This is a genomic window from Roseibium aggregatum (assembly GCF_014692675.1).
Lineage (GTDB): Bacteria > Pseudomonadota > Alphaproteobacteria > Rhizobiales > Stappiaceae > Roseibium > Roseibium aggregatum_C.
Map to the genome: position 1 here is coordinate 49,996 of NZ_JABFCZ010000012.1, position 26,863 is coordinate 76,858.

The 26,863-nt window shown below is 62.2% G+C and carries 23 protein-coding genes; 14 read left to right on the forward strand and 9 right to left on the reverse strand.

Going from position 1 to position 26,863, the window contains the following annotated elements:
- Positions 1–5: 5 nt before the first annotated feature.
- The 5 genes from HK439_RS12030 to HK439_RS12050 all read right to left on the reverse strand — a co-directional run bounded on the left by HK439_RS12030 (position 6) and on the right by HK439_RS12050 (position 5,010).
- Positions 6–821 (reverse strand): ABC transporter permease, encoded by an 816-nt coding sequence (locus tag HK439_RS12030; protein WP_190291753.1) that lies wholly within the window; start codon positions 819–821, stop codon positions 6–8.
- Positions 811–1,758, reverse strand: a complete 948-nt coding sequence (locus HK439_RS12035; RefSeq protein ID WP_190291754.1) for an ABC transporter permease — start codon at positions 1,756–1,758, stop codon at positions 811–813. The genes HK439_RS12030 and HK439_RS12035 overlap by 11 nt, the downstream gene beginning before the upstream one ends.
- Positions 1,755–2,744 carry an ABC transporter ATP-binding protein gene (locus HK439_RS12040; RefSeq protein WP_190291755.1) on the reverse strand — a complete coding sequence of 330 codons (990 nt, stop codon included), beginning with the start codon at positions 2,742–2,744 and terminating at the stop codon, positions 1,755–1,757. Before HK439_RS12040 ends, HK439_RS12035 begins: the two co-directional genes overlap by 4 nt.
- Before the next feature lie 67 nt (positions 2,745–2,811).
- Positions 2,812–3,972, reverse strand: a complete 1,161-nt coding sequence (locus tag HK439_RS12045; protein ID WP_190291756.1) for an ABC transporter substrate-binding protein — start codon at positions 3,970–3,972, stop codon at positions 2,812–2,814.
- 129 nt (positions 3,973–4,101) lie between these two features.
- Complete coding sequence (locus HK439_RS12050; protein WP_190291757.1) at positions 4,102–5,010, reverse strand: LysR family transcriptional regulator; 909 nt, start codon at positions 5,008–5,010, stop codon at positions 4,102–4,104.
- Between the two features lie 246 nt (positions 5,011–5,256).
- On the opposite strand from HK439_RS12050, the gene HK439_RS12055 reads away from it, so the two are divergent.
- From HK439_RS12055 to HK439_RS12065, 3 genes are all read left to right on the forward strand, one after another.
- Positions 5,257–5,865: a nuclear transport factor 2 family protein gene (locus HK439_RS12055; RefSeq protein WP_190291758.1), complete on the forward strand. Its 609-nt coding sequence runs from the start codon at positions 5,257–5,259 to the stop codon at positions 5,863–5,865.
- Positions 5,866–5,988: 123 nt separating this feature from the next.
- The gene (locus tag HK439_RS12060) at positions 5,989–6,201 is read left to right on the forward strand and encodes a hypothetical protein (protein ID WP_190291759.1); all 213 of its coding nucleotides are present in this window, start codon (positions 5,989–5,991) and stop codon (positions 6,199–6,201) included.
- Positions 6,202–6,206: 5 nt separating this feature from the next.
- Complete coding sequence (locus HK439_RS12065) at positions 6,207–7,178, forward strand: D-2-hydroxyacid dehydrogenase family protein (RefSeq protein ID WP_190291760.1); 972 nt, start codon at positions 6,207–6,209, stop codon at positions 7,176–7,178.
- A gap of 29 nt (positions 7,179–7,207) precedes the next feature.
- Here the strand turns inward: HK439_RS12065 and HK439_RS12070 are convergent, their stop codons facing one another.
- On the reverse strand, positions 7,208–8,278 hold the full coding sequence (locus HK439_RS12070) for an AbrB family transcriptional regulator (protein WP_209011759.1): 1,071 nt from the start codon (positions 8,276–8,278) through the stop codon (positions 7,208–7,210).
- A gap of 111 nt (positions 8,279–8,389) precedes the next feature.
- Positions 8,390–9,070, reverse strand: coding sequence for a GntR family transcriptional regulator (locus HK439_RS12075; protein ID WP_190291761.1), 681 nt, complete (start codon positions 9,068–9,070; stop codon positions 8,390–8,392).
- A 180-nt stretch (positions 9,071–9,250) separates the two neighbouring features.
- Here HK439_RS12075 and tcuA point away from each other — a divergent pair, with 180 nt between their 5' ends.
- Positions 9,251–10,648, forward strand: coding sequence for an FAD-dependent tricarballylate dehydrogenase TcuA (tcuA, locus tag HK439_RS12080; protein WP_190291762.1), 1,398 nt, complete (start codon positions 9,251–9,253; stop codon positions 10,646–10,648).
- On the forward strand, positions 10,635–11,750 hold the full coding sequence (gene tcuB / locus HK439_RS12085) for a tricarballylate utilization 4Fe-4S protein TcuB (RefSeq protein WP_190291763.1): 1,116 nt from the start codon (positions 10,635–10,637) through the stop codon (positions 11,748–11,750). The genes tcuA and tcuB overlap by 14 nt, the downstream gene beginning before the upstream one ends.
- Positions 11,751–11,760: 10 nt before the next feature.
- Here the strand turns inward: tcuB and HK439_RS12090 are convergent, their stop codons facing one another.
- Positions 11,761–12,678 (reverse strand): response regulator, encoded by a 918-nt coding sequence (locus HK439_RS12090; RefSeq protein ID WP_190291764.1) that lies wholly within the window; start codon positions 12,676–12,678, stop codon positions 11,761–11,763.
- Entirely contained in the window at positions 12,671–16,066 is a 3,396-nt protein-coding gene (locus HK439_RS12095) for an ATP-binding protein (protein WP_190291765.1), read from the reverse strand. Before HK439_RS12095 ends, HK439_RS12090 begins: the two co-directional genes overlap by 8 nt.
- Positions 16,067–16,316: 250 nt before the next feature.
- Here HK439_RS12095 and HK439_RS12100 point away from each other — a divergent pair, with 250 nt between their 5' ends.
- From HK439_RS12100 to HK439_RS12140, 9 genes are all read left to right on the forward strand, one after another.
- On the forward strand, positions 16,317–16,739 hold the full coding sequence (locus tag HK439_RS12100; RefSeq protein WP_190291766.1) for a hypothetical protein: 423 nt from the start codon (positions 16,317–16,319) through the stop codon (positions 16,737–16,739).
- Between the two features lie 444 nt (positions 16,740–17,183).
- Positions 17,184–18,470 carry an urea ABC transporter substrate-binding protein gene (urtA, locus tag HK439_RS12105; protein ID WP_190291767.1) on the forward strand — a complete coding sequence of 429 codons (1,287 nt, stop codon included), beginning with the start codon at positions 17,184–17,186 and terminating at the stop codon, positions 18,468–18,470.
- A 100-nt stretch (positions 18,471–18,570) separates the two neighbouring features.
- Positions 18,571–20,202, forward strand: coding sequence for an urea ABC transporter permease subunit UrtB (gene urtB, locus HK439_RS12110; protein WP_190291768.1), 1,632 nt, complete (start codon positions 18,571–18,573; stop codon positions 20,200–20,202).
- The gene (urtC, locus tag HK439_RS12115) at positions 20,199–21,413 is read left to right on the forward strand and encodes an urea ABC transporter permease subunit UrtC (protein WP_190291769.1); all 1,215 of its coding nucleotides are present in this window, start codon (positions 20,199–20,201) and stop codon (positions 21,411–21,413) included. The genes urtB and urtC overlap by 4 nt, the downstream gene beginning before the upstream one ends.
- Positions 21,414–21,417: 4 nt before the next feature.
- Positions 21,418–22,164, forward strand: coding sequence for an urea ABC transporter ATP-binding protein UrtD (gene urtD, locus HK439_RS12120; RefSeq protein ID WP_190291770.1), 747 nt, complete (start codon positions 21,418–21,420; stop codon positions 22,162–22,164).
- Positions 22,165–22,174: 10 nt separating this feature from the next.
- Positions 22,175–22,870: an urea ABC transporter ATP-binding subunit UrtE gene (urtE, locus tag HK439_RS12125; protein WP_190291771.1), complete on the forward strand. Its 696-nt coding sequence runs from the start codon at positions 22,175–22,177 to the stop codon at positions 22,868–22,870.
- Between the two features lie 101 nt (positions 22,871–22,971).
- Complete coding sequence (locus HK439_RS12130) at positions 22,972–24,261, forward strand: ArgE/DapE family deacylase (RefSeq protein WP_190291772.1); 1,290 nt, start codon at positions 22,972–22,974, stop codon at positions 24,259–24,261.
- Between the two features lie 172 nt (positions 24,262–24,433).
- On the forward strand, positions 24,434–25,741 hold the full coding sequence (locus tag HK439_RS12135; protein WP_190291773.1) for a UDP-glucose dehydrogenase family protein: 1,308 nt from the start codon (positions 24,434–24,436) through the stop codon (positions 25,739–25,741).
- A gap of 249 nt (positions 25,742–25,990) precedes the next feature.
- Positions 25,991–26,857, forward strand: a complete 867-nt coding sequence (locus tag HK439_RS12140) for a sugar transferase (protein ID WP_209011760.1) — start codon at positions 25,991–25,993, stop codon at positions 26,855–26,857.
- Positions 26,858–26,863: the final 6 nt, after the last annotated feature.

The following is a 26,863-nucleotide window of genomic DNA, read 5'->3' on the forward strand; positions in this document are numbered from 1 at the left end:
GTTGGTTACTTGCCGTGGCCGGCGATCCGGTCGCCGTCGCGGGTGAGATAATAGGCGCCGAGGATCGGCAGGAATGTCACCAGCACCACCACCATGGCGACCACGTTGGTCACGGGCCGCTGGCGGGGACGCACCAGTTCCTCCAGCATCCAGATCGGCAGCGTCGACTGCTGACCGGCGGTGAAGGTGGTGACGATGACTTCATCGAAGGACAGGGCGAAGGCGAGCATGCCGCCGGCCAGCAGCGCCGTCCCGATGTTGGGCAGGATAACGTGGCGCAGGGTCTGGAACCCGTTGGCGCCGAGATCCATGGAGGCTTCGATCAGCGACCCGGAGGTGCGCCGGAAGCGCGCCACCGCGTTGTTGTAGACGACCACGACGCAGAAGGTCGCGTGACCGAGGACGATGGTCCAGATCGAATAGGGAATGTCGGCGATATTGAAGGCCGACCGCAGCGCGATCCCGGTGATGATGCCCGGCAAGGCAATCGGCAGGATGACGAGCAGCGATATGGTTTCCCGGCCGAAGAACCGGGTCCGGGCGACAGCCGCCGCACAGAAGGAGCCGAGCACGACGGCAATGACTGTCGAGACCGCGGCGACCCTGACGGACAGGGACAGCGCCTCCCAGACATCCGGCCGGTTCCAGGTCACGCCAAGCCACTTCAGCGTGAGGCCGGGAGGCGGCCACTGGTAGCTCTTGTCTTCCGTGGTGAAGGCATAGACGAAGATCAGCAGGATCGGCAGATGCAGGAACAGCAGTCCAGCGGTCGCGGCGATCTTCAGGCTGAGGGGGGCTTTCGTGGTTTTGTCAGAGGGCATCGAAGGCCCCCATGCGTTTGGCGCCCCAGAGGTAGAAGCCCATGATCACGATGGGCACCACGGTGAAGGCGGCGGCGAGCGGTATATTGCCGGCCGTGCCCTGATGGGCGTAGACGGCCTGGCCGATGAAGAGCCGCGACGATCCGATGATCTGGGGAATGATGTAGTCCCCGAGCGTCAGCGAGAAGGTGAAGATCGACCCGGCAACGACACCGGGCAGCGCCAGTGGCAGGATGACATGACGGAAGGTCTGGCGCGGTTCGGCGCCCTGGTCGGCGGACGCCTCCAGCAGGCTGACCGGCACCCGTTCGAGCGCGGCCTGCACCGGCAGGATCATGAACGGCAGCCAGACATAGAGGAAGACAAGAAACGTCCCGGTGTAAGTGACCGAAAGCGAGTTGCCGCCGATCAGCGGGATCGCCAGAAAGGCGTCGAGCGCCCAGGTCAGGTGCAGCTTGGCGAAAAGCCAGTTGAGGATGCCCTCCTTGGCCAGGATCAGCTTCCAGGCATAGACCTTGACCAGATAGCTGGACCACAGCGGCAGCATGATGCCGAGATAAAACAGCGCCTTCCAGCGCCCCCGGGCATAGCGGGCGGCGTAATAGGCAATCGGGAACGCCACAATAGCGGCAGCGATCGTTACCGAAGCCGCCATCACGACGGTGCGCAGGATGATGTCGAGGTTCGATGGACGCAGCAGCTCGCCATAGGTCTTCAGGGTCCATTCGTACTGAATGAGGCCGGAGAACTCGTCGATGGAAAAGAAGCTCTGGGCAAGAAGGGCGATCAGCGAGCCGAGATAGATCACGCCCAGCCACAGCAAAGGCGGCCCAAGCAGAACGGCAAGCAGCACAGAAGGCCTGCGCCAGAACAGATCTGAGAGCCTGGCGAAGACCCCGGCGCCGGGCGGCAGGATGGCGGGCGCCATGGCGGTCATCCCTCGCCCTCCATGAAATGGGGCGCGTCCGGGTTCCAGGCCGCGGTCGTCGATGCGCCGGCCGCGGGCACGCTCACCTGGGCCGGGACAATTGCGGTCAGCCGGGTTCCCTCGACATCGAGGACCACCCGGTTCATGGCGCCGGTATAGCTGTGGGAGACGACGGTCGCCGGCTTTCCCGCCGTTTCGCCGATCCGGATCGCTTCGGGCCGGAGGCTGGCCCAGCCCTTCTGGCCGGTCAGCCTCTCGGCAACGGCCGGTTCCAGAATGTTGGACGAGCCGACAAAATCAGCAACGAAGCGGCTTTGCGGCCGCTGATAGATTTCCTCCGGTGCGCCGATCTGCTGGATCCGGCCGTGATTGAAGACGGCAATCCGGTCCGCCATGGACAGGGCCTCGCCCTGGTCGTGGGTCACGAAGATGAAGGTGATGCCGAGGGTCTGCTGCAGCGATTTCAGCTCGTCCTGCATCTGTTCGCGCAGCTTCAGGTCGAGCGCACCGAGCGGTTCGTCGAGCAGCAGGACCTTCGGCTTGTTGACGATGGCCCGGGCCAGGGCCACGCGCTGGCGCTGCCCACCGGACAGAGCGCTCGGCGGCCGGTCGCCGTAGCCGGGCAGACGGACAAGCTCCAGAGCCTCTTCCGCCGCCCTGTGCCGCTCCGCCTTGCCCATGCCCTTGATCATCAGGCCGTAGGCGACGTTGTCGCGCACGCTCATATGCGGAAACAGGGCATAGTCCTGAAAGACCGTGTTCACATTGCGCCGGTAGGGCGGCACGCCCTCAGCGGTCTCGCCGAAGATCTCGATATGTCCGGAGGTCGGCTGCTCGAAGCCGGCAATCAGGCGGAGGCTGGTCGTCTTGCCGGAACCGGACGGGCCGAGCATGGCGAAGAACTCGCCCTCCCCGACTTCCAGATCGACGCCGTCGACGGCCCGCACCTCGCCGTAGTGCCGGGAGACGTTCGAAAACAATACCGCTGTCTGCATCTCATATTTGTCCTGACGCCTGCCGGAGACCGGCAGGCGTTTGTTTCATTTCCGGTGTTGTGAAGGATCAGCGGCCGCCGATCACGGCGATATAGTCGGAGACCCAGCGGTAATAGGGCACGCACTGATCCTGGCTGGCGCATTTGGACACCGGCGTGGTCCAGAACTTGATCTTCTCGAAGTCCTCCATGCCGTTTGCCGCACAGCCTTCCGCGGTCTGCAGACCGCTGCCGTCGGTGCAGGCGGCCGGAACCGACGGGACGGCGCCGAACCAGACCGACAGGTCGCTCTGCAGATTGGACGACAGCGTGTGCTCCATCCACAGATAGGCGCAGGTCGGGTTCTCCGCATCCGCGTGCATCATGGTCGTGTCGGCCCAGCCGGTGGCGCCTTCTTCGGGAATGGTGGAGCCAATCGGCTGTTTTTCGCTCTGGAGCAGACCGACCTGGAACGGCCAGGAACCAGATGCAACGACGCCTTCGTTCTTGAAGTCGTCGATCTGCATGAAGGCATCGTGCCAGTAGCGGGAGACCAGCTTACGCTGCTCGCGCAACAGGTCGAGCGCTGCGGCATACTGGTCCTCGTTCAGCTCATACGGGCTCTTGATGCCGAGTTCCGGCTTGTGCGCCATCAGGTAGTTGGCGGCATCTGCAATGTGGATCGGGCCGTCATAGGCCTGCACCCGCCCCTGGTTGGACTTGCCGTCCGGCAGGGTCATTTCCTCGAAGACAACGTTCCAGCTCTTCGGCGCGTCCTTGAAGACGTCGGTGTTGTACATGAGGACGTTCGGGCCCCACATGTAGGGAACGCCGTAATGCACGCCGTTCACGGTGTGCCATGGGGCATCCTTGAGCCGGTCGTCCACCTTGGACCAGCTCGGAATCAGGCTGATGTTCACCGGCTGGACGCGCTTGCCCGCGATCAGGCGCAGGGACGCATCGCCGGAGGCGGTGACCAGATCGAAGCCGCCTTCGTTCATCAGGGCGACCATCTCGTCGGAGGTGTTGGCGGTCTTGACCTGGACCTTGCAGCCGCTCTTTTCCTCGAATTTCGTGACCCAGTCGTAGGCCTTGTCGGTTTCGCCGCGCTCGATGTAACCCGGCCAGGCGACGATATTCACCTGTCCTTCCGGTTTGCCCAGTTCGGTGATCATGTCCGCAGCCTGCACGCTCGCGCCTTGCGCGATGACGAGTGACAGGACGGAACAGCTAGTAAGCAGTTTTTTCATTTGCAAGCCTTCCCCTCAGAATGGATTGCCCAAGCACTTCCGTTCGGAAATCCGAGGGACAGCTTGCGCGCCGGAGGGAGCCTTCGCAAATTCAAAAATCAGAAAGGTTCTATCGGAAATTCCGATAGCTTATCGATTCCGCAACATTCTCTGCGCCTTGGCGACATTGATGAAATTGACGGTCGTCTGCTTGGGCGCGGAACCCTTGCGCCAGACGATACCGACCTGCACCACGGGCAAGGCGCCCGAAACATCACGCGATTCAAGGCGGTCGCCTTCGAGCGACCACGGCCGGTAGACAAGATCGGGAAGAATGGCGATGCCGGCGCCGGTGGCCACCAGGCTGCGCACGGCTTCGACGGAGCGCGTGCGGAAGGCGACCGGCGGCCGGGATCCGAGCGCGCCCAGAAGCTTGCCGGTGGCTTCCTCGATCTCATCCAGCATCAGCATGATCAGCGGCTCGCCGGCCAATTCGGACAGGGAAATGCTGTCGGGGGTCTCGAGGCGATGGCCGAGCGGCAGCCACAGGCGGTAGGGCGACACCTCCAGGATCTCCGACTGCAGCGCCATGCGGTCGCGCAGGTTCGAGACCACCATGACCGCCACATCCAGCTCGCCGCCGATCAGCAGGTGCTCCAGATATTCGCCGCTGTCCTCGGTCGCGGTGATATTCACCCCCGGATAGGCCCTGCGGAAGCGGGCCAGGATGTCGGACAGCACATAGCCGGCGACGAGCGAGGTCACGCCGAGATTGAGCGTTCCCTTGATCTCGCTCGGCTGGTCGGCGAAGGCCCGGCGGGCATCGGAAACATTGGCCAGGATATCGGTCGCATGCCGCAGGAACTGGTGCCCCTTGTGGGTAATCGTAAGGCCGCGGGAGTGGCGCTCGAACAGGGTCACGCCAAGATCGCTTTCCAGTTCCTTGATCGCCTCGGTCACGGACGACTGGGAAATCGAAAACGACTGGGCCGCCCCGGAAATGGAGCCTTTTTCGGCGGCGGCGACGAAATACTGAAGTTGTCGGATCGTGAAGGACACTGGGCATCGCAGGACTGTTGCGTTGGCGGCAGCTTAGCAGGCCCGGTCTGGAGTGCCAGAACCAATCGAGGAACAGGCATTGCGAACGCTCCCCGCCCTTGACGGCAATGGCCATTTACGGGGATGGTCCATCCGTCCAATGGCGTCGGGGAGAAGGATCCCCTGAAATCAGCGCTGGAGGGCTCAAAGGACATTTGCCGCAGAAGATTTCGGGCAAATGGACACAAAACGGGAGGAATTGGGAGCATGTCCTTTTCTGAGGAATTGGTGGATCGTCTGGCCATCCGGGATCTGGTGGAAAACTGGGCCGTGTGGCGCGACGCCTGTGACTGGAAGCGGTTCCGGACCGTGTGGCACGACGACGGCGTCATGCAGGCCACCTGGTTCCAGGGAACGGCGGATGAATTCATCGCCGTCAGCGAATCCGGCTTTCAAAAAGGCGTGCGCATCCTTCATTTCCTCGGCGGCACCTCGATCGAGCTCAGCGGCAACCGGGCCATCGCCCAGACGAAGATGACCATCAGCCAGCGGGCGGAAGTGGAAGGCGTGATGTGCGACGTGGTCTGCACCGGCCGTTTCTACGATTTCATCGAAAAGCGGGACGGCAAGTGGGGCCTGGTCCTGCGCCAGCCGATCTACGAGAAGGACCGGCTCGACCCGATCGATCCGACCAAGGCGCCGAAGCTCGACCCGCAGGTGCTTGCCTCGTTCCCGGAAGGATACCGGCATCTCGCCTATCTGCAGGCCGGGATCGGCTACAAGGTGAAGCCGGACATGCCCGGCCTCTACGGCCCCGAAGTCGAGGCGCTCTACGCCCGCGGCGACACCTGGCTTTCAGGCGGACCCGCCACCTAACCCGTCTCCGGCGAGATTCGCGTCTTCCACCCGGAAGGTTGTTATCCTGTGGTTTCGCCACCTGCTGCCTTGCATGGCCCTTCCATTTTGTATACACTTGAATACACATGATGGAGGGTAGCCATGACCGTATCCTTTTCAGACTGTATGCAGGTCGCACACGGCGAACTTGTCACCGCCAAACAACTCCTCGACCGGGAAATTGCCGACTATCCGCCGCCCTATTCGGCCTGTGACGCCCAGTACAATCATCTGCTGGCCGAACGCAGGCGCGTGAGCCGGCTGCTCCAGGAATTTTCCGCCGAATTTCACGTTCCAACTCCGAGAGCTCCCTGAAACACATGAAGATTGCCATTCTGGACGATTATTTCGACACGCTGCGGACCCTGCCCTGTTTCGCGAAGCTGGACGGTCACGACGTCACGGTCTTCAACGACCATGTGCAGGAAACCGGCGCCCTGGCAGAGCGGCTTACCGGCTTCGATGCGGTCGTCCTGTTCCGTGAACGCACCAAGATCACCGGCGAACTCCTCGACCGGCTGCCGAACCTGAAGCTCATCAGCCAGCGCAGCGTCTATCCGCATGTGGATGTGGAGGGCTGCACCCGGAACGGCATTTTGCTGTGCTCCAACATGCATGCGGACACGCCGTCCTATGCGGCGGCCGAAATGACATGGGCGCTGATCCTTGCAAGCATGCGCCAGATCCCGCAGCAGAATGCCTCACTGAAGGCGGGCAAGTGGCAGATGGGCGTCGGCAAGACCCTGCGCGGCCGCACCCTCGGCGTCTACGGTTACGGCCGGATCGGCAAGGTGGTCGCAGGCTACGGCAAGGCCTTTGGCATGAAGGTCAACTTCTGGGCCTCGGAAGGCTCGCGCAAGCGCGCCGTTGAAGACGGCGAGACGGTTGCAGCCTCCCGCGAGGCCTTCTTCTCACAGGCCGATGTCGTCAGCGTTCACGTGCGCATGAAACCCGAAACGAAGGGCCTGATCACTGCCGCCGACCTGGCATGCATGAAACCAACTGCCCTGTTCGTGAACACGTCGCGTGCCGGTCTCGTGGAACAAGGAGCGCTGCTTGGTGCCCTCAACGCCGGCAGACCCGGTTTTGCCGCCGTCGACGTTTTCGATGCCGAACCGGTGACAGATCCGGCCGATCCGCTGGTGCATCATCCGAACCTCATCGGAACGCCGCATATCGGCTTCGTCACCGAAGACGAATACGACCTGCAATTTTCAGATATCTTCGACCAGATCGTTGCCTATGACCAAGGCGCCCCGATCAACATGATCAATCCGGAAGTCTGGAAATAAGTTCCCATCAGGCGGCTGGACCGGACGGATCAGCCGCCGTTTTTCTGTTTTGCGTCGCGCACCTTCAGGACGTGGCCGACGATGGGCGCACCGGTGATGACGGTGACAATTCTCGTGAGATGGTGGACCACCACGAAGCCGAGATCCGCGCCGGCGATGATGGACAGCACTGTCATTTCGGCCTGACCGCCGGGCGAGAAGGCCAGGAAGCCCTCTCGTTGCTGCGCAAAGCCGGCCAGGACAACGATTTCGGTGAAGCCCGCGGCCACCACTGCCAGGATCAGCACGTAGACGATGCCGGACAGGACGAAGTGCCTGAGCTCGTCCAGCGTCACGCCGACATAGCCGACACCGATCCCCATGCCGATGAAGAACTGTGCGAACAGGATGGCTTCGGCCGGCGGCCTGGAATGGATGACGCCGGTCAGGGACAGGATCGCCGTCAGGATCATCGGCCCGAGGATCGAGGCGCCGAACAGGCCGATGCGTTCGCCCCCTTTCCAGCCGACGAAGGCGACGATGACCATCACCGCCATTTCATGGAGCGGCAGGGAGGCCGCAGGCGCGCCGATGGGATGCTCCAGATGCGCGCCCATTCCCTGCACCAGAATGATCGGCGCGATGGAGACGATCACCAGGACCCGCGTCGCATGGACAAGGGACAGGGCGCGCACATTGCCGCCGGCCTCGGTTCCGAAAATGACCATGTCCTGCAGGCCGCCCGGCATCGCGGCGTAATAGGAGGTCGGCAGGTCGAACTTGCAGACCTTGTAGAAATAGGGAACGCCGATCAGCGCGATGATCACGATGTAAAGCGGAATAAGGGCAACTGATGCCAGCATGTGCGGCACCTGTCCGACAACGGCCGGGGTGATCGACGCGCCGACAGCAATGCCCAGGATCGTTCTGGCGCCGACGGAAATCTGCCCCGCGCCGCGCAGCCGTGCACCCAGCAGCGCTGCAATCAGACTGCCGAGCATGGGCCCGAACAGGAACGGCAGGGGCAGGTGCAGGAAATGAAAGATCGCGACACCGGCAACCGAAATCGCAAGCGTCGCCGCCTGCTGCCGCAATTTTGTCTTGTCGAAGTCGAAAGCCAAGAGGAATGCTTCTCGGTAAACGATGAGATTGCATTCAACTGTATACTAAATGCACTGCAACACAAGTGCAGCCACGGGATTTTCTCCCGGCCCTCGCGACTCGGGAGAAACCTAGCGGCGCTCGAAAAGCAGGGTGAGACGGGCCTCGAGCGCATGACGAATATGGGCGCGCGCCGCCTGTTCGGCCGCATCCGGCGACCGGGCCTCGATGGCGGCCAGGATCAGGCCGTGCTCGACTTCGGCCCCTTCCACACGCCCCTCGACCGTAAAGGTCGTATCCGACAGCAGGGCAAGCGAATCGTTCAGGTCCTGCAGCATGCGGATCAGATAGGTGTTGTGGGCCGCCTCGTAGATCGCCTCGTGGAAGATCATGTTGACCCGTGCGCGCTCAGAAGCATCGCTCTCCGACCTTGCGAACATTTCGGCTACGTGTTTCAGGCCGGCAATTTCGCTGGAAGAGGCATTTTCCGCGGCAAAACGGGCGGCAGCCCCCTCCAGAACGCCGCGCATGGCGTAAAGCTCCATGACCTGGGAGCGGGTGAGTTCGACGATCGTCCAGCCGCCGCGCGCGCTTTCGACCAGCCCCCTCGCCTGCAGCCGGGCCAGCGCCTCGCGCACAGGTGTTCGGCTGACGCCGAGCAGGGAAGCGATCTCGTCCTCCCGCATCCGCGACCCCGGCGGCAGCGTGCCGTTGCGGATACGCTCCAGCAGCGCCTGATAGACCTTGCTGCCCCGGGAGCTGTCTCCCCGGCCCCGCTCCTGCCGCACCAGTGCCACGTCCTGATCCACCATCCTGCCTCTTTCATGGGGCCGCTTCCTCACGCCGTCATAGCAGCGATCCGGCATCATAGGCACAAAAACGTCATCTGGAAAATTTAGTCGACATTAGTATACAAAGGTATCCTAATTCCGTATATACACCGGACGTGATCCGGTGGCTCCGGCCCTCCGGCATCTGAAGGGGAGAGCGAAATGACAGTTGAGAGCATCGACACCGATGTTCTGGTGATCGGCGGCGGCAATGCTGCGCTTTGCGCGGCCATCGCTGCCCGGCGCAAGGGCGCGAAAGTTCTGGTGGTCGAGGGCGCGCCGAAATTCTATCGGGGCGGCAACACGCGCCACACCCGCAACATGCGCTGCGCCCACGACACGGCGACCGACACGCTGACCGGTCCTTATACTGAAGAGGAATTCTGGGACGATCTGCTGCGCGTGACCGAAGGCAATACCGACGAGGCCCTTGCCCGGCACATGATCACCAAGTCCAAGGAAATGCTGACCTGGATTGCGGAACAGGGCGTGCGTTTCCAGCCGTCTCTCGGCGGCACGCTGAGCCTGGGGCGCACCAACTCCTTCTTCCTCGGCGGCGGCCGCGCAATGCTGAATGCGCTCTACCTGACGGCGGAAAAGCTCGGCATCGACGTGCTCTACGATGCCCCGGTCACAAGCCTCGACATCGACAACGGCACCTTCCGTTCCGCTATCGCCAGGGTCAACGGCAAGGACACGAAGATCACCGCCAGGTCTCTTGTCGCCGCGGCCGGCGGCTTTGAAGCCAATATCGACTGGCTGAAGGAAGGCTGGGGCGAGTGCGCGGAAAACTTCCTGATCCGCGGCACGCCTTATAACCGCGGCGACGTGCTCAAGATGCTGCTTGGTAGCGGCGTGGAAGCCATCGGCGACCCGACCCAGTGCCATGCGGTCGCCATCGACGCGCGCGCGCCGAAATACGACGGCGGCATCATCACCCGCCTCGACTGTGTCGTCTTCGGCATCGTGGTCAACCGGAACGCGGAGCGCTTTTATGACGAGGGCGAAGACTTCTGGCCGAAGCGCTACGCCATCTGGGGCCGGCTCGTTGCCGCCCAGCCGGACCAGATTGCCTATATCGTCTTCGATTCTAAATCCCTGAAGAAGTTCATGCCGTCCCTGTTCCCGCCGATCGAGGCGCAGTCGATCGCGGAGCTGGCGCAGAAACTGGATTTGCCGGCTGAGAAACTGGAGGCGACGGTCAGCGGCTTCAACGATGCGGTCCAGCCGGGCACCTTCGATCACACCGTCTTCGACGACTGCCGCACCAAGGGGCTCGCAATCGAAAAGACCCATTGGGCCACGAAGCTGGAAGACCCGCCCTATTACGCCTACCCCGTCCGGCCGGGCATCACCTTCACCTATCTCGGCACCCGGGTCGACAAGGACGCCCGGATGCAGATGGCATCGGGCGGAGGCGCTGAAAACATGTTCTCGGCGGGTGAAATCATGGCCGGCAACGTGCTCGGCAAGGGCTATGCCGCAGGTGTCGGCATGACCATCGGCAGTGTATTCGGAAAGATCGCAGGCGAAGGAGCCGCTCAGCATGCATGCAACTGATCATCTGCAGGAAGCGGAACGGCTGATGACGGTCTGCAACTCGTGCCGTTACTGCGAGGGCGTGTGCGCCGTCTTCCCTGCCATGGAACTGCGCCGGAGCTTTGCCGACGGCGACCTGAACTATCTGGCGAACCTCTGCCACAACTGCGGCGCCTGCTACGCGGACTGCCAGTTTTCGCCGCCGCACGAGTTCAATGTCAACGTGCCGAAAATCCTCTCCCGGGTGCGCACCGACAGCTACCGGCAGTACGCCTGGCCGAAGGCGTTCCAGCCGATGTTCGACCGCAACGGCCTTGCCATTGCGATCGTGACGGCGCTCGCCATCGCAGGCTTCATCCTGGGCTTTGCGGTCTGGCACGACCCGTCGGCCCTGACCTCGACCACCGGGAACTTCTACAAGCTGATGCCGCATACGGTCATGGCCGGCCTGTTCGGCGCAGTCGCGCTCTACGCGGCCCTGGCGCTGATCATGGGCTTTGCCAATTTCTGGAAGGATGTGGGCGCAAGCAGCGTCGCGGCCGGGTCCGGGCTTTCCCTGTGGCAGGCGGTCAAGGATGCCGCTGCGCTCCGCTATCTCGATGGCGGCGGGGTCGGTTGCTACAACGAGGACGAACGGCCGACCGACAACCGGCGGCTCTACCATCACCTCACCTTCTACGGCTTCCTGCTGTGCTTCGCCGCAACCTGTATCGGCACGGTCTATCACTACGGCTTCGGCTGGGAAGCCCCCTACGGCCTCTTCTCCCTGCCGAAGCTGTTCGGCATTCCCGGCGGAATCGGCCTTGTGATCGGCACGATCGGCCTGATGAAGGCCAAGCTGACACGGGACCCGGATATGGTGGACAGGTCGAAGTTCGGCATGGAGACGGCCTTCCTTGCCATGCTGTTCGCGACCGGCCTGACCGGCCTGCTGCTGATGGCGCTGCGGGACACTCCGGCCCTGGGCATCACCTTGTCCGTCCACCTCGGCGTGGTCTTCGCCCTGTTCCTGACCATGCCCTATGGCAAGTTCGTGCACGGCTTCTACCGCTTCGGCGCGCTGGCGCTCTATGCGGCGGAAACGAAGGCCGACCGACCGGCGACAGTGCGCAAGGCGGCGTAAGGGCTCACTCTCAGAGTTCGTAAAGCACCTGGGCGGCGCGCACCGCCGCCGAGGCGCGGTTTTCCACGCCGAGCTTCTGGTAGATCTGCTCCAGATGCTTGTTCACCGTGCGCGGGGACAGGCTGAGGATCTCGCCGATGTCCCGGTTCGCCTTGCCCTTGGCGATCCACAAGAGGACATCCGCCTCGCGCGCGGTCAGGCCGAAATGCTGCTGCAGCACATCCGTCTGGTTCGGATGGTCGCTCGTCGTCATCCGGAACAGATACTCATCCGGCCCGACCGAGCCGAGATACTGCATCTGCAGGTTCAATTCGCCGCCCGGATTGAGCGCGAACGGATCGAGACGGGCCGATGAGGCGCCTTCTTCGCGGCCGAGCCACTCGCCCAGCGCGCCGGCAATTTCCTTCAACAGCGCATCACCGCTCGGCGTGGTGCCGATGAGCTGGTGCGTTTGCGGCGTCGACCAGTGCAGGTCGCCTGCGCGGGAGACCGCAAGCAGGTGCCGGCCGGCGGCATCGAGTGCGATCCGCGCGCTTTGCACCGAGCGGGAATTGGCCAGATGAACCCGGATGCGGGCCTGAAGCTCGTCGATGTTAATCGGCTTGGTCAGAAAATCGACCCCGCCGGATTCCAGCGCGTGGACGATATGTTCGGTCTCGCTCAGGCCGGTCATGAAGATCACCGGCACGTGCTGAAGATGAGCCTTGGCCTTGATCTGCTCGCAGGTTTCGAACCCGGACAGGCCGGGCATGATGGCGTCCATCAGGATCATGTCCGGCGTCACCCGGTCGGCAACGGACAGCGCCGCGGCCCCGCTGGTGGCCACAAGGACAGTCACGCCGGCATTTTCCAGGGCCTGGGTCAGAAAGCCCAGGGTTTCGGGAGAATCGTCAACGACCAGGACAATGTCGCGCTGCTTTTCAGTCATCGGCGGCAAGTCCTTCCAGGACCTTGGTGTAGCTGTCGAAATCGAACTGTTTCAGATGCCCGCGCAAGGTGGTGACCAGCGGACCGTTTTCCGGATTACCGGAAAGCTCGGCAAGCTTGGCCTCGATTCCATGGATATAGCCGATTTCTCCCAGGCTGATCAGTTCGCGGACATGAATAGTCCCCGGATTGATGACCGGGTCGTCTGCAACATGGCCGTTGGCCTGCGGCCTGTTCTTCACATCGTCTCCGGTCCAGGTCAGGTCCAGATGTTTCTGGATCTTGTCCAGAAGCTGGCGCAGATCGAACGGCTTTGCCAGCGTATCATCGTGCAGGCTCGGCCCGTCCGGCCGTAGCGTCTGATCGCCGATATTCGCCGAGAGCATGATCACGGGCTGGTCCATGCCTTCTTCGCGCAGGCGTTTGACGAGTTCCCAGCCGTTCATTCCGGGCATCAGGATGTCGATCAGGAACAGATCGGCTTCGCCTTTTCCAATTTCATCCAGGCATTCCGCGCCGCTATTGGCCTCCTTGAGGTCGAAGCCGAGCGGCGTCAGGATTTCGCGGATCAGCGCCCTGTGATCCGGATTGTCGTCGACGACCGCAATCGTGCGTCGCTCGCCCGCATAGCCGCGGATCCGCTGTTCCGGCGGCCGCACCTTCACCGGCCGGGCCACTTCGGCCAGCATGAGCCGGACTTCGAAGGCACTCCCCTTGCCGGGCTCGCTGGACAGCGCAATCGCGCCGCCGAGGGTTTCGGCGAGGAGCTTGGTGATTGTCAAACCCAGACCCAGCCCCGGCGTCCGCTTGATTTTCTCGTCCTCGCTGCGCCCGAACGGCTCGAAGATCTTGGTCTGTTCGGAAAGCGGAATGCCCGGGCCGGTGTCGGTGACGGTAAAGGTCGCGACCTGCGACCGGTAACCGACCTCGAGGCTGACCGTGCCCGTATCGGTGAACTTGATCGCGTTGGACAGGAGGTTCACCAGGATCTGGCGCAGGCGCTTTTCGTCGGTGCGCACATAGACCGGCAGGTTCTTCGCCTTCGCGAACTCGAAGCCGAGCCCCCTGGCCGCCGCCTGCATCTTGAACATGTCCACGATCTGATCGAGGAACTCGTGGATGTTGACTTCGTTGGAATAGACCTGAAGGCGTCCGGCCTCGATCCGGGAAATGTCGAGCAACCCGTCGATCAGGCCGGAGAGATGCTCCGCGCTCCTTCTGATCGTGCTGACGTTGGATTTGCGGCTTTCCGGCAGAGCGTTGTCCCGCTCCAGCACCTGGGCATAACCCAGCACTGCATTGAGCGGCGTGCGCAATTCGTGGGACAGGCCGACCACGTAGCGGCTCTTGGCAAGGTTGGCGGCTTCCGCATCCTCCTTGGCCTTTTGCAGGGCGGCGTCGGTGATCCGGTGGGCGTCGATTTCCTTTTGCAGCAACGCGTTCTGGCGCGCCGATTCCTCCTCCGCCACCCGCCGGGTATCATGGGCAAGAACCAGGAACCAGGACGAGATCCCGGCAGCGACGGCAAACACGAAAAAGACCAGCGCCACGGTCTGGCCGATGATCACTGCAGAGTCGGGAAACCGCTCCGCCGCCTGATTGTATATGACCCAGAGCACGAAACCGATGGCCGCAATCGACGGCACCACCGTCAGCGCATAGCGGCCGAGACGGGTGTTCAGATGGGCAATCGTTCGCTCGGACAGAAACCTGGCTGCGACGACACCGACCTGGTGATTGATGCGTGCGTTCGGCTTGCACAGGTCGTGACAACGGGCATCGAGCGAACAGCACAGCGAGCAGATCGGCGCCTGATAGGCCGGGCAATAGGCCATGTCTTCCGGCTCGAACGGGTTTTCGCAGATCGAACAGGCGATCGTATCGGCATTCTGCCAGCTCTTGCGGGGCTTGCGCGCAAGATAGAAACGGCCCTTTGTCAGGGCCGCGATCGCCGGCACCGCCATGAAGGCGACACCCATGGCGATGAACGTGGACAGGGCTGCAGCTTCCTTGCCGAAATAGCCGTAATAGGCAACCAGGGACAGGACGGCGGCAAGCACCATCCCACCGGTGCCCACCGGGTTGATGTCGAACAGATGCGCGCGCTTGAATTCGATGCCGGGCGGCGACAGGCCGAGCGGCTTGTTGATGAAGAGGTCGGCGGAAATGGCGCTAAGCCAGGCCATGGCGATGATGGAAAACACGCCGAGCGTTTCTTCCAGAAGCTTGTAGATGCCAAGCTCCATCAACAGGAGCGCGATGCCGACATTGAACACCAGCCAGACGACCCGCCCCGGATGGCTGTGGGTCAGCCGGGAAAAGAAGTTCGACCAGGCAAGCGACCCGGCATAGGCGTTCATGACGTTGATCTTGAGCTGCGAGACAACCACGAAGGCGACCATCAAAAGCAGGGCCATCTGTTCCGACGGGATCATGTAGCCGAAGGCGACCGCATACATGCGCGACGGCTCGTCCGCCTGATCCACCGGGATCCCGGCCGAGAGCGCAAGGACGGCAAGGAACGACCCGGCGAGCATTTTCGGCGCACCAAGCACGACCCATCCGGGACCGGCGAGAAACAGGGCAAGCTTGTGCCGCTTGCGGGCAAAATCCTGTGCGGGGAGGAAGCGCAGGAAATCGACCTGCTCGCCGATCTGCGCCATCAGCGCCAGGATGACCGCCGACGCCGCACCGAAACTGATCAGGTTGAGGTCGGAAAAACCCGGTCCGGCGGCCTTCACCGCCCCTGTTGCGTGATCGACCCCGCCGAAGCCGAACCATGCCCCGACCGCCTGCCAGTCGGAAAAGGCGATCACGATGAACGGCAGGATGTTGAGGACGATCCAGAACGGCTGGGTGATCAGCTGGAACCGGCTGATCAGGGTGATGCCGTGGGTCACGAGCGGGATCACCGCCACCGCCGAGATGATGTAGCCGATCCACAGCGGCACCCCGAACGCATAGTCCAGGGCGCCGGACATGATCGAGGCCTCGATGGCGAACAGGATGAAGGTGAAGCTGGCGTAGATCAGCGAGGTAACCGTCGACCCGATATAGCCGAAACCGGCGCCGCGGGTGAGCAGGTCGATATCGACGCCGTAACGCATGGCATAACGGCTGATCGGCACCCCGATGAAGAGGATGACGATGCTTCCGACCAGAATGGCGACAAAGGCATTGGTGGTCCCGTAGGACAGGGTGATCGCTCCGCCGATGGCCTCAAGCGCCAGAAAGGAAATCGCACCGATGGCCGTTTGCGAGATCCGGCGCGAGGAGAACCGGCGCGCGCTCTTGGCCGTGAAGCGCAACGCATAATCTTCCAGGGTCTGGTTGTTGACCCACTGATTGTACTGACGCCTGACAGGGATGATGCGTTGGCGTGCGGCCATACGGGACTTTCAACACCTTGGAAACGGTTTTGCTCTGCCTCCGGAGGTTCCCGGGGCAGGTCCGAATATGCAAGAAAAGGGCCATGGATAACTGTTGCAGCGTATTCGAGCTATCCTGGTAAGCTTCGGGAAAGCTGAGGATTCTATGATACCGCCTGTCAGCCAGATATCAGAACCCCTTTGCTAGTTTCCTCTCAGCGCCGGGGGACGGAGGCGCACCACGAAGAGGATCAGCAGAAAGGATCAGAAAATGAAAAAGACACTTACAGCGCTCGCAACGATATTCGTTCTTACCCACGCATCTTCTGCAATGGCCTGGAGCCTCGGCGATGCGGTCAAGGGGGCCATCAGCGGCAACTTCTCCGGAGCCGGTGCCGGCACAAACTCCAGTGGGGCAGACAACGACACTGCGACCACCGGCACCCACGGCAACGACGAACGCGCCGGCCATGACACAAATGACAATAACGGCGCCGGCGGCGACGACAGCGCCGACCACGACAGCAACGATCACGACAGCGCCGGGCATGACGGCTCGGACAGCGGCGACTCCGGCAGTGACGGTGGCGACAGCGGCGGAAGCGACGGCGGAAGCGATGGCGGAAGCGATGGCGGAAGCGACGGTGGCGACGGCGGAAGCGACGGCGGAAGCGACGGCGGCGATCACGACTGATCGGGATACGCGGTCGATTCTGAATATCACCGCAGCAGCCGGCCTCATCGAGGCCGGCTGTTGTTTCTGTCACCGGCCTCCGGACCGACGTCCGTTTCCAGGAACAGGCGGATGGGATGCCCCCTCAAGAAATACGCTGTTCTTACGATGGCACGACAGGATCTGACTATTTTCTGATCATTTGCCCAAACAATAATCAAACGCAAAGCGAATACGGCCGATAAGCGGCGCTATTGCGCACCCTGCATCATTCCGAGTGCCGTTTTTCTACCCCCTTGTCAGTTCTCGGGAGATCGACCGGCTGCGCGTTTTGCGCAAAAGGCGCAGCCGACTACGTCATTCGACGTATGTTGCACTGCGGCAACTCCCCTCACGATCCTTCTCCGACGGCGGCTCATCGGCCTGCCGCAGCGCTTCCACAGGGATCACGCAGAGGGGAACAACATGAAAACCAAACTGACTGGCCTGGCTCTCGCCGGGTTGATGGCATCCAACATGTTCAGCGGCGCTTATGCAGCAGACGACACGATCAAGGTCGGCATCCTGCATTCGCTTTCCGGCACCATGGCCATTTCCGAGACCACGCTGAAAGACGCCATGCTGATGCTCATCGACGAGCAGAACAAGAAGGGTGGCCTGCTCGGCAAGAAACTCGAGGCCGTGGTCGTCGACCCGGCGTCCGACTGGCCGCTGTTTGCCGAAAAAGCCCGCGAGCTGATCGAAGTCGACAAGGTTTCCGCCGTTTTCGGCTGCTGGACCTCCGTATCGCGCAAGTCCGTCCTGCCGGTGTTCGAAGAGCTGAACTCGATCCTGTTCTACCCGGTTCAGTACGAAGGTGAGGAATCCCAGCGCAACGTGTTCTACACGGGTGCCGCTCCGAACCAGCAGGCCATCCCGGCCGTCGACTACCTCATGGAAAATGAAGGCGTCGAGCGCTGGGTTCTGGCCGGCACCGACTACGTCTATCCGCGCACGACCAACAAGATCCTCGAAGCCTACCTGAAAGCCAAGGGCGTCGCTGAAGAAGACATCATGATCAACTACACGCCGTTCGGTCATTCCGACTGGCAGACGATCGTGTCCGACATCAAGGCCTTCGGTTCTGCCGGCAAGAAGACGGCCGTGGTTTCCACCATCAACGGCGACGCCAACGTGCCGTTCTACAAGGAACTCGGCAACCAGGGTATCAAGGCCGAAGATATCCCGGTCGTGGCCTTCTCCGTGGGTGAGGAAGAACTCGCCGGTCTCGACACCGGTCCGCTCGTCGGCCACCTGGCTGCCTGGAACTACTTCGAGTCCGCCGACACCGACGCCAACGCCCAGTTCATCGACACCTGGCACGCGTTCATCAAGGACGACAAGCGCGTGACCAACGACCCGATGGAAGCGCATTACATCGGCTTCAACATGTGGGTGAAGGCCGTTGAGAAGGCCGGCACCACCGATCCGGATGCGGTCATCGACGCCCTCGTCGGCGTGTCCGTGCCGAACCTGACCGGCGGCTACTCGGCCATGATGCCGAACCACCACATCACCAAGCCGGTCCTGATCGGCGAGATCCAGGCAGACGGCCAGTTCGAAACCGTGTGGGAAACCTCCGGCCTCGTTCCGGGCGACGCATGGTCCGATTACCTGGAAGGCTCCAAGGACCTGATCTCCGATTGGCGCGCACCGCTATCCTGCGGCAACTTCAACACCGCCACCGGCAAGTGCGGCGGTTCGGGCTCCTAAGTCCCGGCGAACAGACGGAGACGGGCCCTTTTGGCCCGTCTCCTGCTTCTCCTCCCGGTAGCCCTATCGGGAAAAACAGACAGACAAACGCGGTGGACCCATGTCCTTGCTCAGATCGCTTGCCCTTGTCATCGGATTGCTTGTTGTTGCTCTCGGTGCCGGATCGGTCCCGGCAGCAGCCCAGAACGATACCGAAAGCCTGCGCCCGCTCATCAACGCGCTTGCGGACGGCAAATACAAGGAGACCGAGAAGCAGATCGGCGACCTGGCCGCGACGGGAAATCCGGTGGTCGCTCCGGCGCTGGAAGCCCTTTCGGATGGCGACCTCTATTTCAGGAAGTCCGACAAGCAGGTGTTCATCACCAGCAAATCAGGCGAGGGCTATGCGCTGACCGACCCGCTGACGCTGGAAAGCGCCGGCGAAGCCGGAAAGCGAGAAGTCAGCAAGATCAAGGTCAACAACAGCCTGCGCCGGGTGATCCGATCGGCACTCGGATCCCTGACGCTGATGGCGGCGGACCCGAAGGTGCGCAAGGAGGCTGCCGAAGCGGTGTTCAAGGCCAAGGATCCGGATGCGATCGAAGGCCTCGATACCGCTATTGCAAAGGAGACGAATGATGAAGTCCGTTTGGTCATGGAGCAGGCCCGGGCCGCGGCCGTTCTTAATTCCGACCGCAGTGACGGTGAAAAGCTTGAAGCCGTCGAAGTCCTGAGCAGCATGGGCAACAGGGACGCCCTGTCCCTTCTGATCGGTGTTCGCGACAGCTCGACAGGCGACCTGCAGGCGGCGGCGGCGACCGCGGTGAAGCGGATCGAAAAGACGCTGGCCCTTTGGGACAATGCCCAGAACATCTGGTACGGCCTGTCGCTCGGCTCCGTGCTGCTGCTGGCGGCCATCGGCCTGGCGATTACCTTCGGCGTCATGGGCGTCATCAACATGGCCCACGGCGAAATGGTAATGATCGGCGCCTACGTCACCTTCATGGTGCAGGAGGTGATCCGCAATTCCGCCCCCGGCCTGTTCGACTATTCGCTTCTGATCGCGCTTCCGCTGGCCTTCCTCGTGTCAGGCGCCATCGGTGTCGGCATCGAACGCGGCATCATCCGCTGGCTCTACGGCCGGCCGCTGGAAACGCTGCTGGCCACCTGGGGCCTGTCGCTGATCCTGCAGCAGGCGGTGCGCTCCCTGTTCGGCCCGACCAACCGGGAAGTCGGCAATCCGGACTGGATGTCCGGCGCCTTCGAGATCGGCCAGATGACCGTCACCTACAACCGCATGTGGATCATCTTCTTCGCGCTCGCCGTGTTTGCAGGCCTGATGCTGGTTCTGAAGAAGACGCCCTTCGGCCTTTACACCCGGGCCGTCACCCAGAACCGGCGCATGGCCGCCTCCATGGGCATCCGCACGCCTTGGATCGACGCGCTGACCTTCGGCCTGGGCTCGGGTATTGCCGGGATTGCCGGCGTGGCCCTCAGCCAGATCGACAACGTGTCGCCCAACCTCGGCCAGGGCTACATCATCGACAGCTTCATGGTGGTGGTCTTCGGCGGGGTCGGCAATCTCTGGGGCACGCTGGTCGGCGCCATGACGCTCGGTGTCGTCAACAAGTTCCTTGAGCCTTATGCGGGAGCCGTGCTGGGCAAGATCTTCGTGCTCGTCTTCATCATCCTCTTTATCCAGAAGCGTCCACGGGGCCTGTTCGCCCTCAAGGGCCGGGCAGTCGAAGCATGATGACCTCGTTTCTCTTCAGGGCCCTGGACGCCAGGGCCGGTCTGTTCCTGATCATCCTTCTGGCACTGACCGTCGCGATCCCGGCATCGAACCTTCTCCTGCCGGAGACCAGCCCGCTGCACGTTCCGACCTACGCGGTCACGCTGATGGGCAAGTACCTGACCTATGCGCTGCTCGCCCTGTCGGTCGACCTGGTCTGGGGCTACTGCGGCATTCTCTCGCTCGGCCACGGCGCGTTCTTCGCCCTCGGCGGCTATGCCATGGGCATGTACCTGATGCGCCAGATCGGCAGCCGCGGCGTCTACGGCGACCCGCTCCTGCCGGACTTCATGGTGTTCCTGAACTGGAAGGAACTGCCGTGGTACTGGTATGGCTTCGACATGTTCCCGTTCGCGGCGATCATGGTGTTGTTCGTGCCGGGCCTGCTTGCCTTCGTCTTCGGCTGGTTCGCCTTCCGCTCGCGGGTCACCGGCGTCTATCTGTCGATCATCACCCAGGCGCTGACCTATGCGCTGCTGCTCGCCTTCTTCCGCAATGACATGGGCTTCGGCGGCAACAACGGCCTGACCGACTTCAAGGACATTCTCGGGTTCGACGTTCAGGCGGACAGCACCCGGGCCGGTCTGTTCATCGCCTCCGGGCTTGCCCTTGCCCTGTGCTTCCTGCTGTGCCGCGCCCTGACCCGGTCCAAGCTCGGCAAGGTGCTGGTTGCAGTGCGCGACGCGGAAAGCCGGACCCGCTTTCTCGGCTACCGGGTGGAACACTACAAGCTGTTCGTCTGGACCATCTCGGCCATGATGGCCGGCATTGCCGGTGCGCTTTACGTCCCCCAGGTCGGCATCATCAATCCGGGCGAGTTCTCGCCGGCCAACTCCATTGAAGTGGTGATCTGGGTGGCCGTCGGCGGACGCGGAACCCTGATCGGCCCGGTCATCGGCGCCGTGCTGGTCAACTTCGCCAAGACCTGGTTCACCGCCGCCCTGCCGGATATCTGGCTGTTCGCTCTCGGCGGCCTGTTCCTGGGCGTGACCCTGTTCCTGCCCAAGGGCATCGTCGGCACGGTTTCCCAGGGCTGGAGCGCACTGCGTCAACGGTCCGCCTCTGCCGCCTACGAGGCCGGATCGGACGAACCGCCCGGCAGCCCCGACGCGCCTGCCGACGTCTCCCACAAGAGGGCGTCTTCGGACGCCTCACCCCAGCCTGCGGAGTGACACCATGAGCCGCCAAACCAGCCTGCTTTATCTCGATGGCGTGTCGGTGTCCTTCGACGGCTTCAAGGCGCTGAACGACCTGTCCCTCGTGATCGCCGAGGGGGAAATGCGGGCCATCATCGGCCCGAACGGGGCCGGCAAGACCACCATGATGGACGTCATCACCGGCAAGACCCGGCCCGATACCGGCGAGGTCTATTTCAACGGCGTCGTCGACCTGACCGGCGAGGACGAAGCCGCAATTGCGGAACTCGGCATCGGCCGGAAATTCCAGAAGCCGACCGTCTTCGAAAGCCATACGGTCTGGGACAACCTGGAGCTGGCGCTGAAAGCCCCGCGCGGACCGTTCGCAACACTGTTTCATGTCATCTCCGGCGGCGAGAAAAAGCGGATCGAGGATTTGCTGGAGCTGATCCGGCTCGGTGACAAGCGGAACGAACTTGCCGCCAATCTCTCCCACGGCCAGAAGCAGTGGCTGGAAATCGGCATGCTGCTCGCCCAGGACCCGAAGCTCCTGCTCGTGGACGAACCGGCCGCCGGCATGACCGATGCCGAAACAGCAGAAACCGCTGAACTCCTGAAAGACATCGCCCAGACCCACTCCGTCGTCGTGGTCGAACATGACATGACCTTCGTGCGCTCGCTCGGGGTCAAGGTTACCGTGCTGCACGAGGGCTCGGTGCTGGCCGAGGGCTCGCTCGACCATGTTTCGGCCGACGAGCGGGTCGTCGAAGTCTATCTGGGCCGGTGAGGAAAGACCCATGCTGAGCGTTGAAAACATCGATCTCTATTATGGCGCCGCGCAGGCTCTGAAGGGCGTATCCCTCAAGGCAGAAGTCGGCAAGGTCACCTGCCTCATGGGCCGCAACGGCGTCGGCAAGACCTCGACCCTGCGCGCGGTCGTCGGCCAGCACCCGGTCAGTTCCGGCAGGATCCTGTGGAACGGTGAGGACGTCTCCCGGCTCGCCCCCCATGCCCGGGCCAAGCGCGGGATCGCCATCGTCCCCCAGGGCCGGGAGATCTTCCCGCTGCTCACGGTGAAGGAAAACCTGGAAACGGGCTATGCCTGCGTCCCCCGCAAGGACCGGAAGATCCCGGAGACCATCTTCGAACTGTTTCCGGTTTTGAAATCCATGCTCTCGCGCCGGGGCGGCGACCTGTCCGGCGGCCAGCAGCAGCAACTGGCCATTGCCCGGGCGCTGATTACCCGACCGAAGCTTCTGGTGCTCGACGAGCCGACCGAAGGCATTCAGCCCTCGATCATCAAGGATATCGGCCGGGCGATCGAATGGCTCCGCGAACAGGGCGAAATGGCCATCGTTCTTGTCGAGCAGTATTTCGAGTTCGCGAGGGACCTTGCGGACGACTTTGCCGTCATGGACCGGGGGGAAGTCGTCATGGCCGGTGCGCGCGCCGACCTGGAGGAGACCCGGGTCCGCCAGCATCTCACGGTCTGAGCCCGGCAGCTTGCCGGCCAAAAGGACGCAGGGCTTTCGGCGATCGGTTTCAGTTGATAGGGTCCGGTGCATCACCCTCCCCTATCCGCTCGAGATACTCCATGACCGAACCGCTTTCCCCTGCTGATATCGACCGCATCAAACAGGCCGTCGAGGCCAATTTCGAGACACAGGTTTCCTTCCTGCAGGACCTCGTTCGGACCGCTTCGCTCAGGGGGGAAGAGGCAGCCGTCCAGGCAACCGTCGCACGGGCACTGGTCGATCGCAGCTACGACGTCGAACGTTTCGGTGTCGACCCGGAAGCGGTCGACGAACATCCGGCCTATTCGCCGGCAACCATCGATTATGCGGACACATTCAACGTATCCGGCATCAAGACGCCGAAAACGCAAAAGGGCCGTTCCCTGATCCTGAACGCTCATACGGATGTGGTGCCGACCGCTGATCCGTCCGCATGGACCTACCCGCCGTTTTCCGCCACCCGCGACGGCGACTGGCTTTACGGCCGCGGCGCGGGTGATATGAAGGCAGGACTGGTGGCCAATATCTTTGCCGTCGACGCGATTGAAGCTGCCGGCTTCCGGCTGACCGGTCCGCTTCAGATCCAGTCGGTGGTGGATGAAGAGACCACCGGCAACGGCGCGGCCGCTGCCATCCATCGCGGCTACACCGCCGATGCGGTGCTTATTCCCGAACCGACGGACGAGCAGCTCGTCTTCGCCAATGCCGGCGTGATCAAGTTCAAAATCACCACACGGGGCGTTCCCGCCCATCCGCGCGATCCGGACTCCGGCCTCAGCGCCATCGATGCCGCCATTCAGCTCATCGGCCATCTGAAGAGGCTTGAAAAGACCTGGAATGAGGAACGGCACAAACACGCGGGCTTTGAAAACCTGCGGAACCCGGCAAGCCTGAATATCGGAACCATTTCCGGTGGCGAATGGCCGTCTTCGGTCCCCTTTGCCTGCGTCTTCGAAGGACGTATCGGCTTCTTCCCCGGCGAGGATCCGTGGGAGCGGGCAAGGGAAGTCGAAGACAGTATCGCGGCGCTGCTGTCCGAGGACGCCCGCCTCGCCCGGTCCGCGCCGACGGTGGAATGGGTCGGCACCATGCAGGCAGGCTACCGCCTCGCCGACACGTCGCCCGCGGAAGACGCGCTCCAGACGGCCCATGGCCTGGTGCATAACGGCGATCTTGGCCGCTACATCATGGCCTGCTATCTGGACGCCACGCTGTTCGCCAATCACGCGGGCATCCCGGCCCTGACCTACGGCCCGATCGCGGAAAACATCCACGGCATCGACGAACGCGTGAACCTGCCGTCGCTCAAGCGGATCACGGAAACCATCGCGCTGTTTACGGCAAGCTGGTGCGGCATCGAGACGGCGTGACCTTTTGCGCCGTCGCATCCAACCGGGCCTGTCTGATAACGGCGATGACCAGCGCTACGGAATCGCAAGGTTTTCATACTACTGCAATCGACGACTGTTAGCTGCCCCGCCTGAAGAAGGCTTGGACCATCCGGCGATATATCGCTGTTTCTGCTGAAGACTGGATTACAAAATGCGCGTTGCAATGATTGGCACTGGATATGTCGGCCTCGTATCCGGAGCCTGTTTTGCCGATTTCGGCCATGTGGTTACCTGCATCGACAAGGATGCAGGAAAGATCAATGCCCTGAACAACGGCGAGATCCCGATCTACGAACCCGGCCTGCAGCAACTCGTCGCCAAGAATGTTGCAGAAGAACGCCTCTATTTCACAACAGATGCGAAGGACGCCATCCGCACAGCCGATGCGGTCTTCATCGCTGTTGGCACACCGACCCGTCGCGGTGACGGCCACGCCGACCTTTCCTATGTTTATGCAGCCGCCGAAGAGATTGCAGAACTGATCGAAGGCTTTACCGTCGTTGTCACCAAGTCGACCGTTCCGGTCGGTACCGGCGATGAAGTCGAGGCCATCATCCGCAAGACCAATCCCGATGCCAATTTCGCTGTCGTTTCCAATCCGGAATTCCTGCGTGAAGGTGCCGCCATCAGCGATTTCAAACGCCCGGACCGGGTCGTTGTCGGTACGGACAACGAAGAGGCGGTCAAGGTGATGCGCGAGCTGTACCGCCCGCTCTATCTCAACGAGACGCCGATTGTCGTCACCCGGCGCCGGACGTCGGAGCTGATCAAATACGCGGCGAACGCCTTTCTGGCCGTCAAGATCACCTTCATCAACGAGATCGCCGATCTTTGTGAAAATGTCGGCGCCAATGTCCAGGAAGTCTCCCGGGCGATCGGTCTGGACAACCGGATCGGCGGCAAGTTCCTGCATGCCGGCCCCGGTTACGGCGGCTCGTGCTTCCCCAAGGACACGCTGGCCCTGTCGAGAACCGGTCACGACGCCGGGGCAGAGCTGAAAATCGTCAATGCGGTCATCGAGGTGAACGATGCGCGCAAGAAGAAGATGGCCGACAAGGTGATCGACTTCCTGGGCGGCGACGTGTCCGGCAAGTCGATTGCCCTCCTGGGCCTTGCCTTCAAGCCCAATACCGACGACATGCGCGACGCGCCGTCCATCGATATTGTCGCCAAGCTGCAGGAGGCGGGAGCAACCGTTCGGGCCTTCGACCCGGCCAGCATGAAAGAGGCCGGCCACGTCATGAAGGACGTGGTTTTCTGCGACGGTCCCTACCATGCCATCGAAAATGCCGACGCACTGGTGATCGTCACCGAATGGGACCAGTTCCGCGCGCTCGACCTGGACCGGGTCAAGGCAACGATGAAATCGCCGAACATTATCGATCTGCGCAATATCTATGACACCGAGGACATGCGCGACCGCGGCTTCAACTACATCAGCGTGGGCCGCGCCTACTAAATTGCAGTTGTATGCACATGACCTTAAGTCAACTTATAGCTGCGCTATAATTTACCCTTTCCGAAAGTTCATGTTTCCAGCGCCTCCCCGCCACAAGGCCGGGAGGCGTAATTGTTTGTTTTATATAGTTTATTCGACCCATTCGTCCGTTAACCCTTTGTAAACCTTTAACTGGCGGCGGAAAAAAGAGGAACCTAGTTTGTAAAACAGACAATGATTTCGTTTCGCATATTTTGATGAGTGTCTGCTGTGTCCCACGAAGCTGTTCCTTACGAGGTTGAGCCCAAGACGGTGCATGTGGAGCCGGACGCCAAAACGCCCGACGCACCCGCCCAGCCTGCAAACCGCCACTCTCCAAAGGCTTTGTCCCGCGGCCACAAGATCCGCCGCACCCTGGCAGGCCTGTCGCCCGCACCATCGACAGTCCGCTGGGTCGCCAATGCCGAACGCCAGACGCAGCTTGGGGAAGCGGACCTCTATCCAGCGGGCACAGTGCCCGCCAGTCCGTCAAAAGCCGGTCATGCGCTCAAGCGCACGGTGGACATCCTTGGAGCAACCACAGGCCTGGTTCTGCTGGCGCCGCTCCTGGTGGCGACTGCGGTGGCGATCAAGGTCAACAGCCAGGGACCGGTGGTCTTCCGCCAGAAGCGCCACGGCGCCAACGGGACCACATTCGAGATCTACAAGTTCCGCACCATGTATGTGGAGCAATGCGACGAGTCCGGTGTCAGGCAGACGGTCGAAAACGATCCGCGGGTTACCCCGGTCGGCCGGTTTCTGCGCCAGAGCAATTTCGACGAACTGCCTCAGCTGATCAATGTCCTGCGCGGAGAGATGTCCCTGGTCGGTCCCCGTCCGCATGTTCCGGGAATGCTGGCCGCAGGCGTTCCCTACGAGGAGCTGGATCCGCGCTACATGCACAGGCACAAGGTGAAACCGGGACTGACCGGCCTTGCCCAGGTCAACGGATACCGGGGTGAAACCACCACCCGGCATGCCGCCCTGATGCGGCTCGAATTCGATCTGGCCTATCTGGAGCAGCGGTCCTTCCTGCTGGATATCAAGATCATTTTCAGGACCGCCGTGCAGGAATTCTTCAAGGGCAGCGGTTGCTAAGGCGCG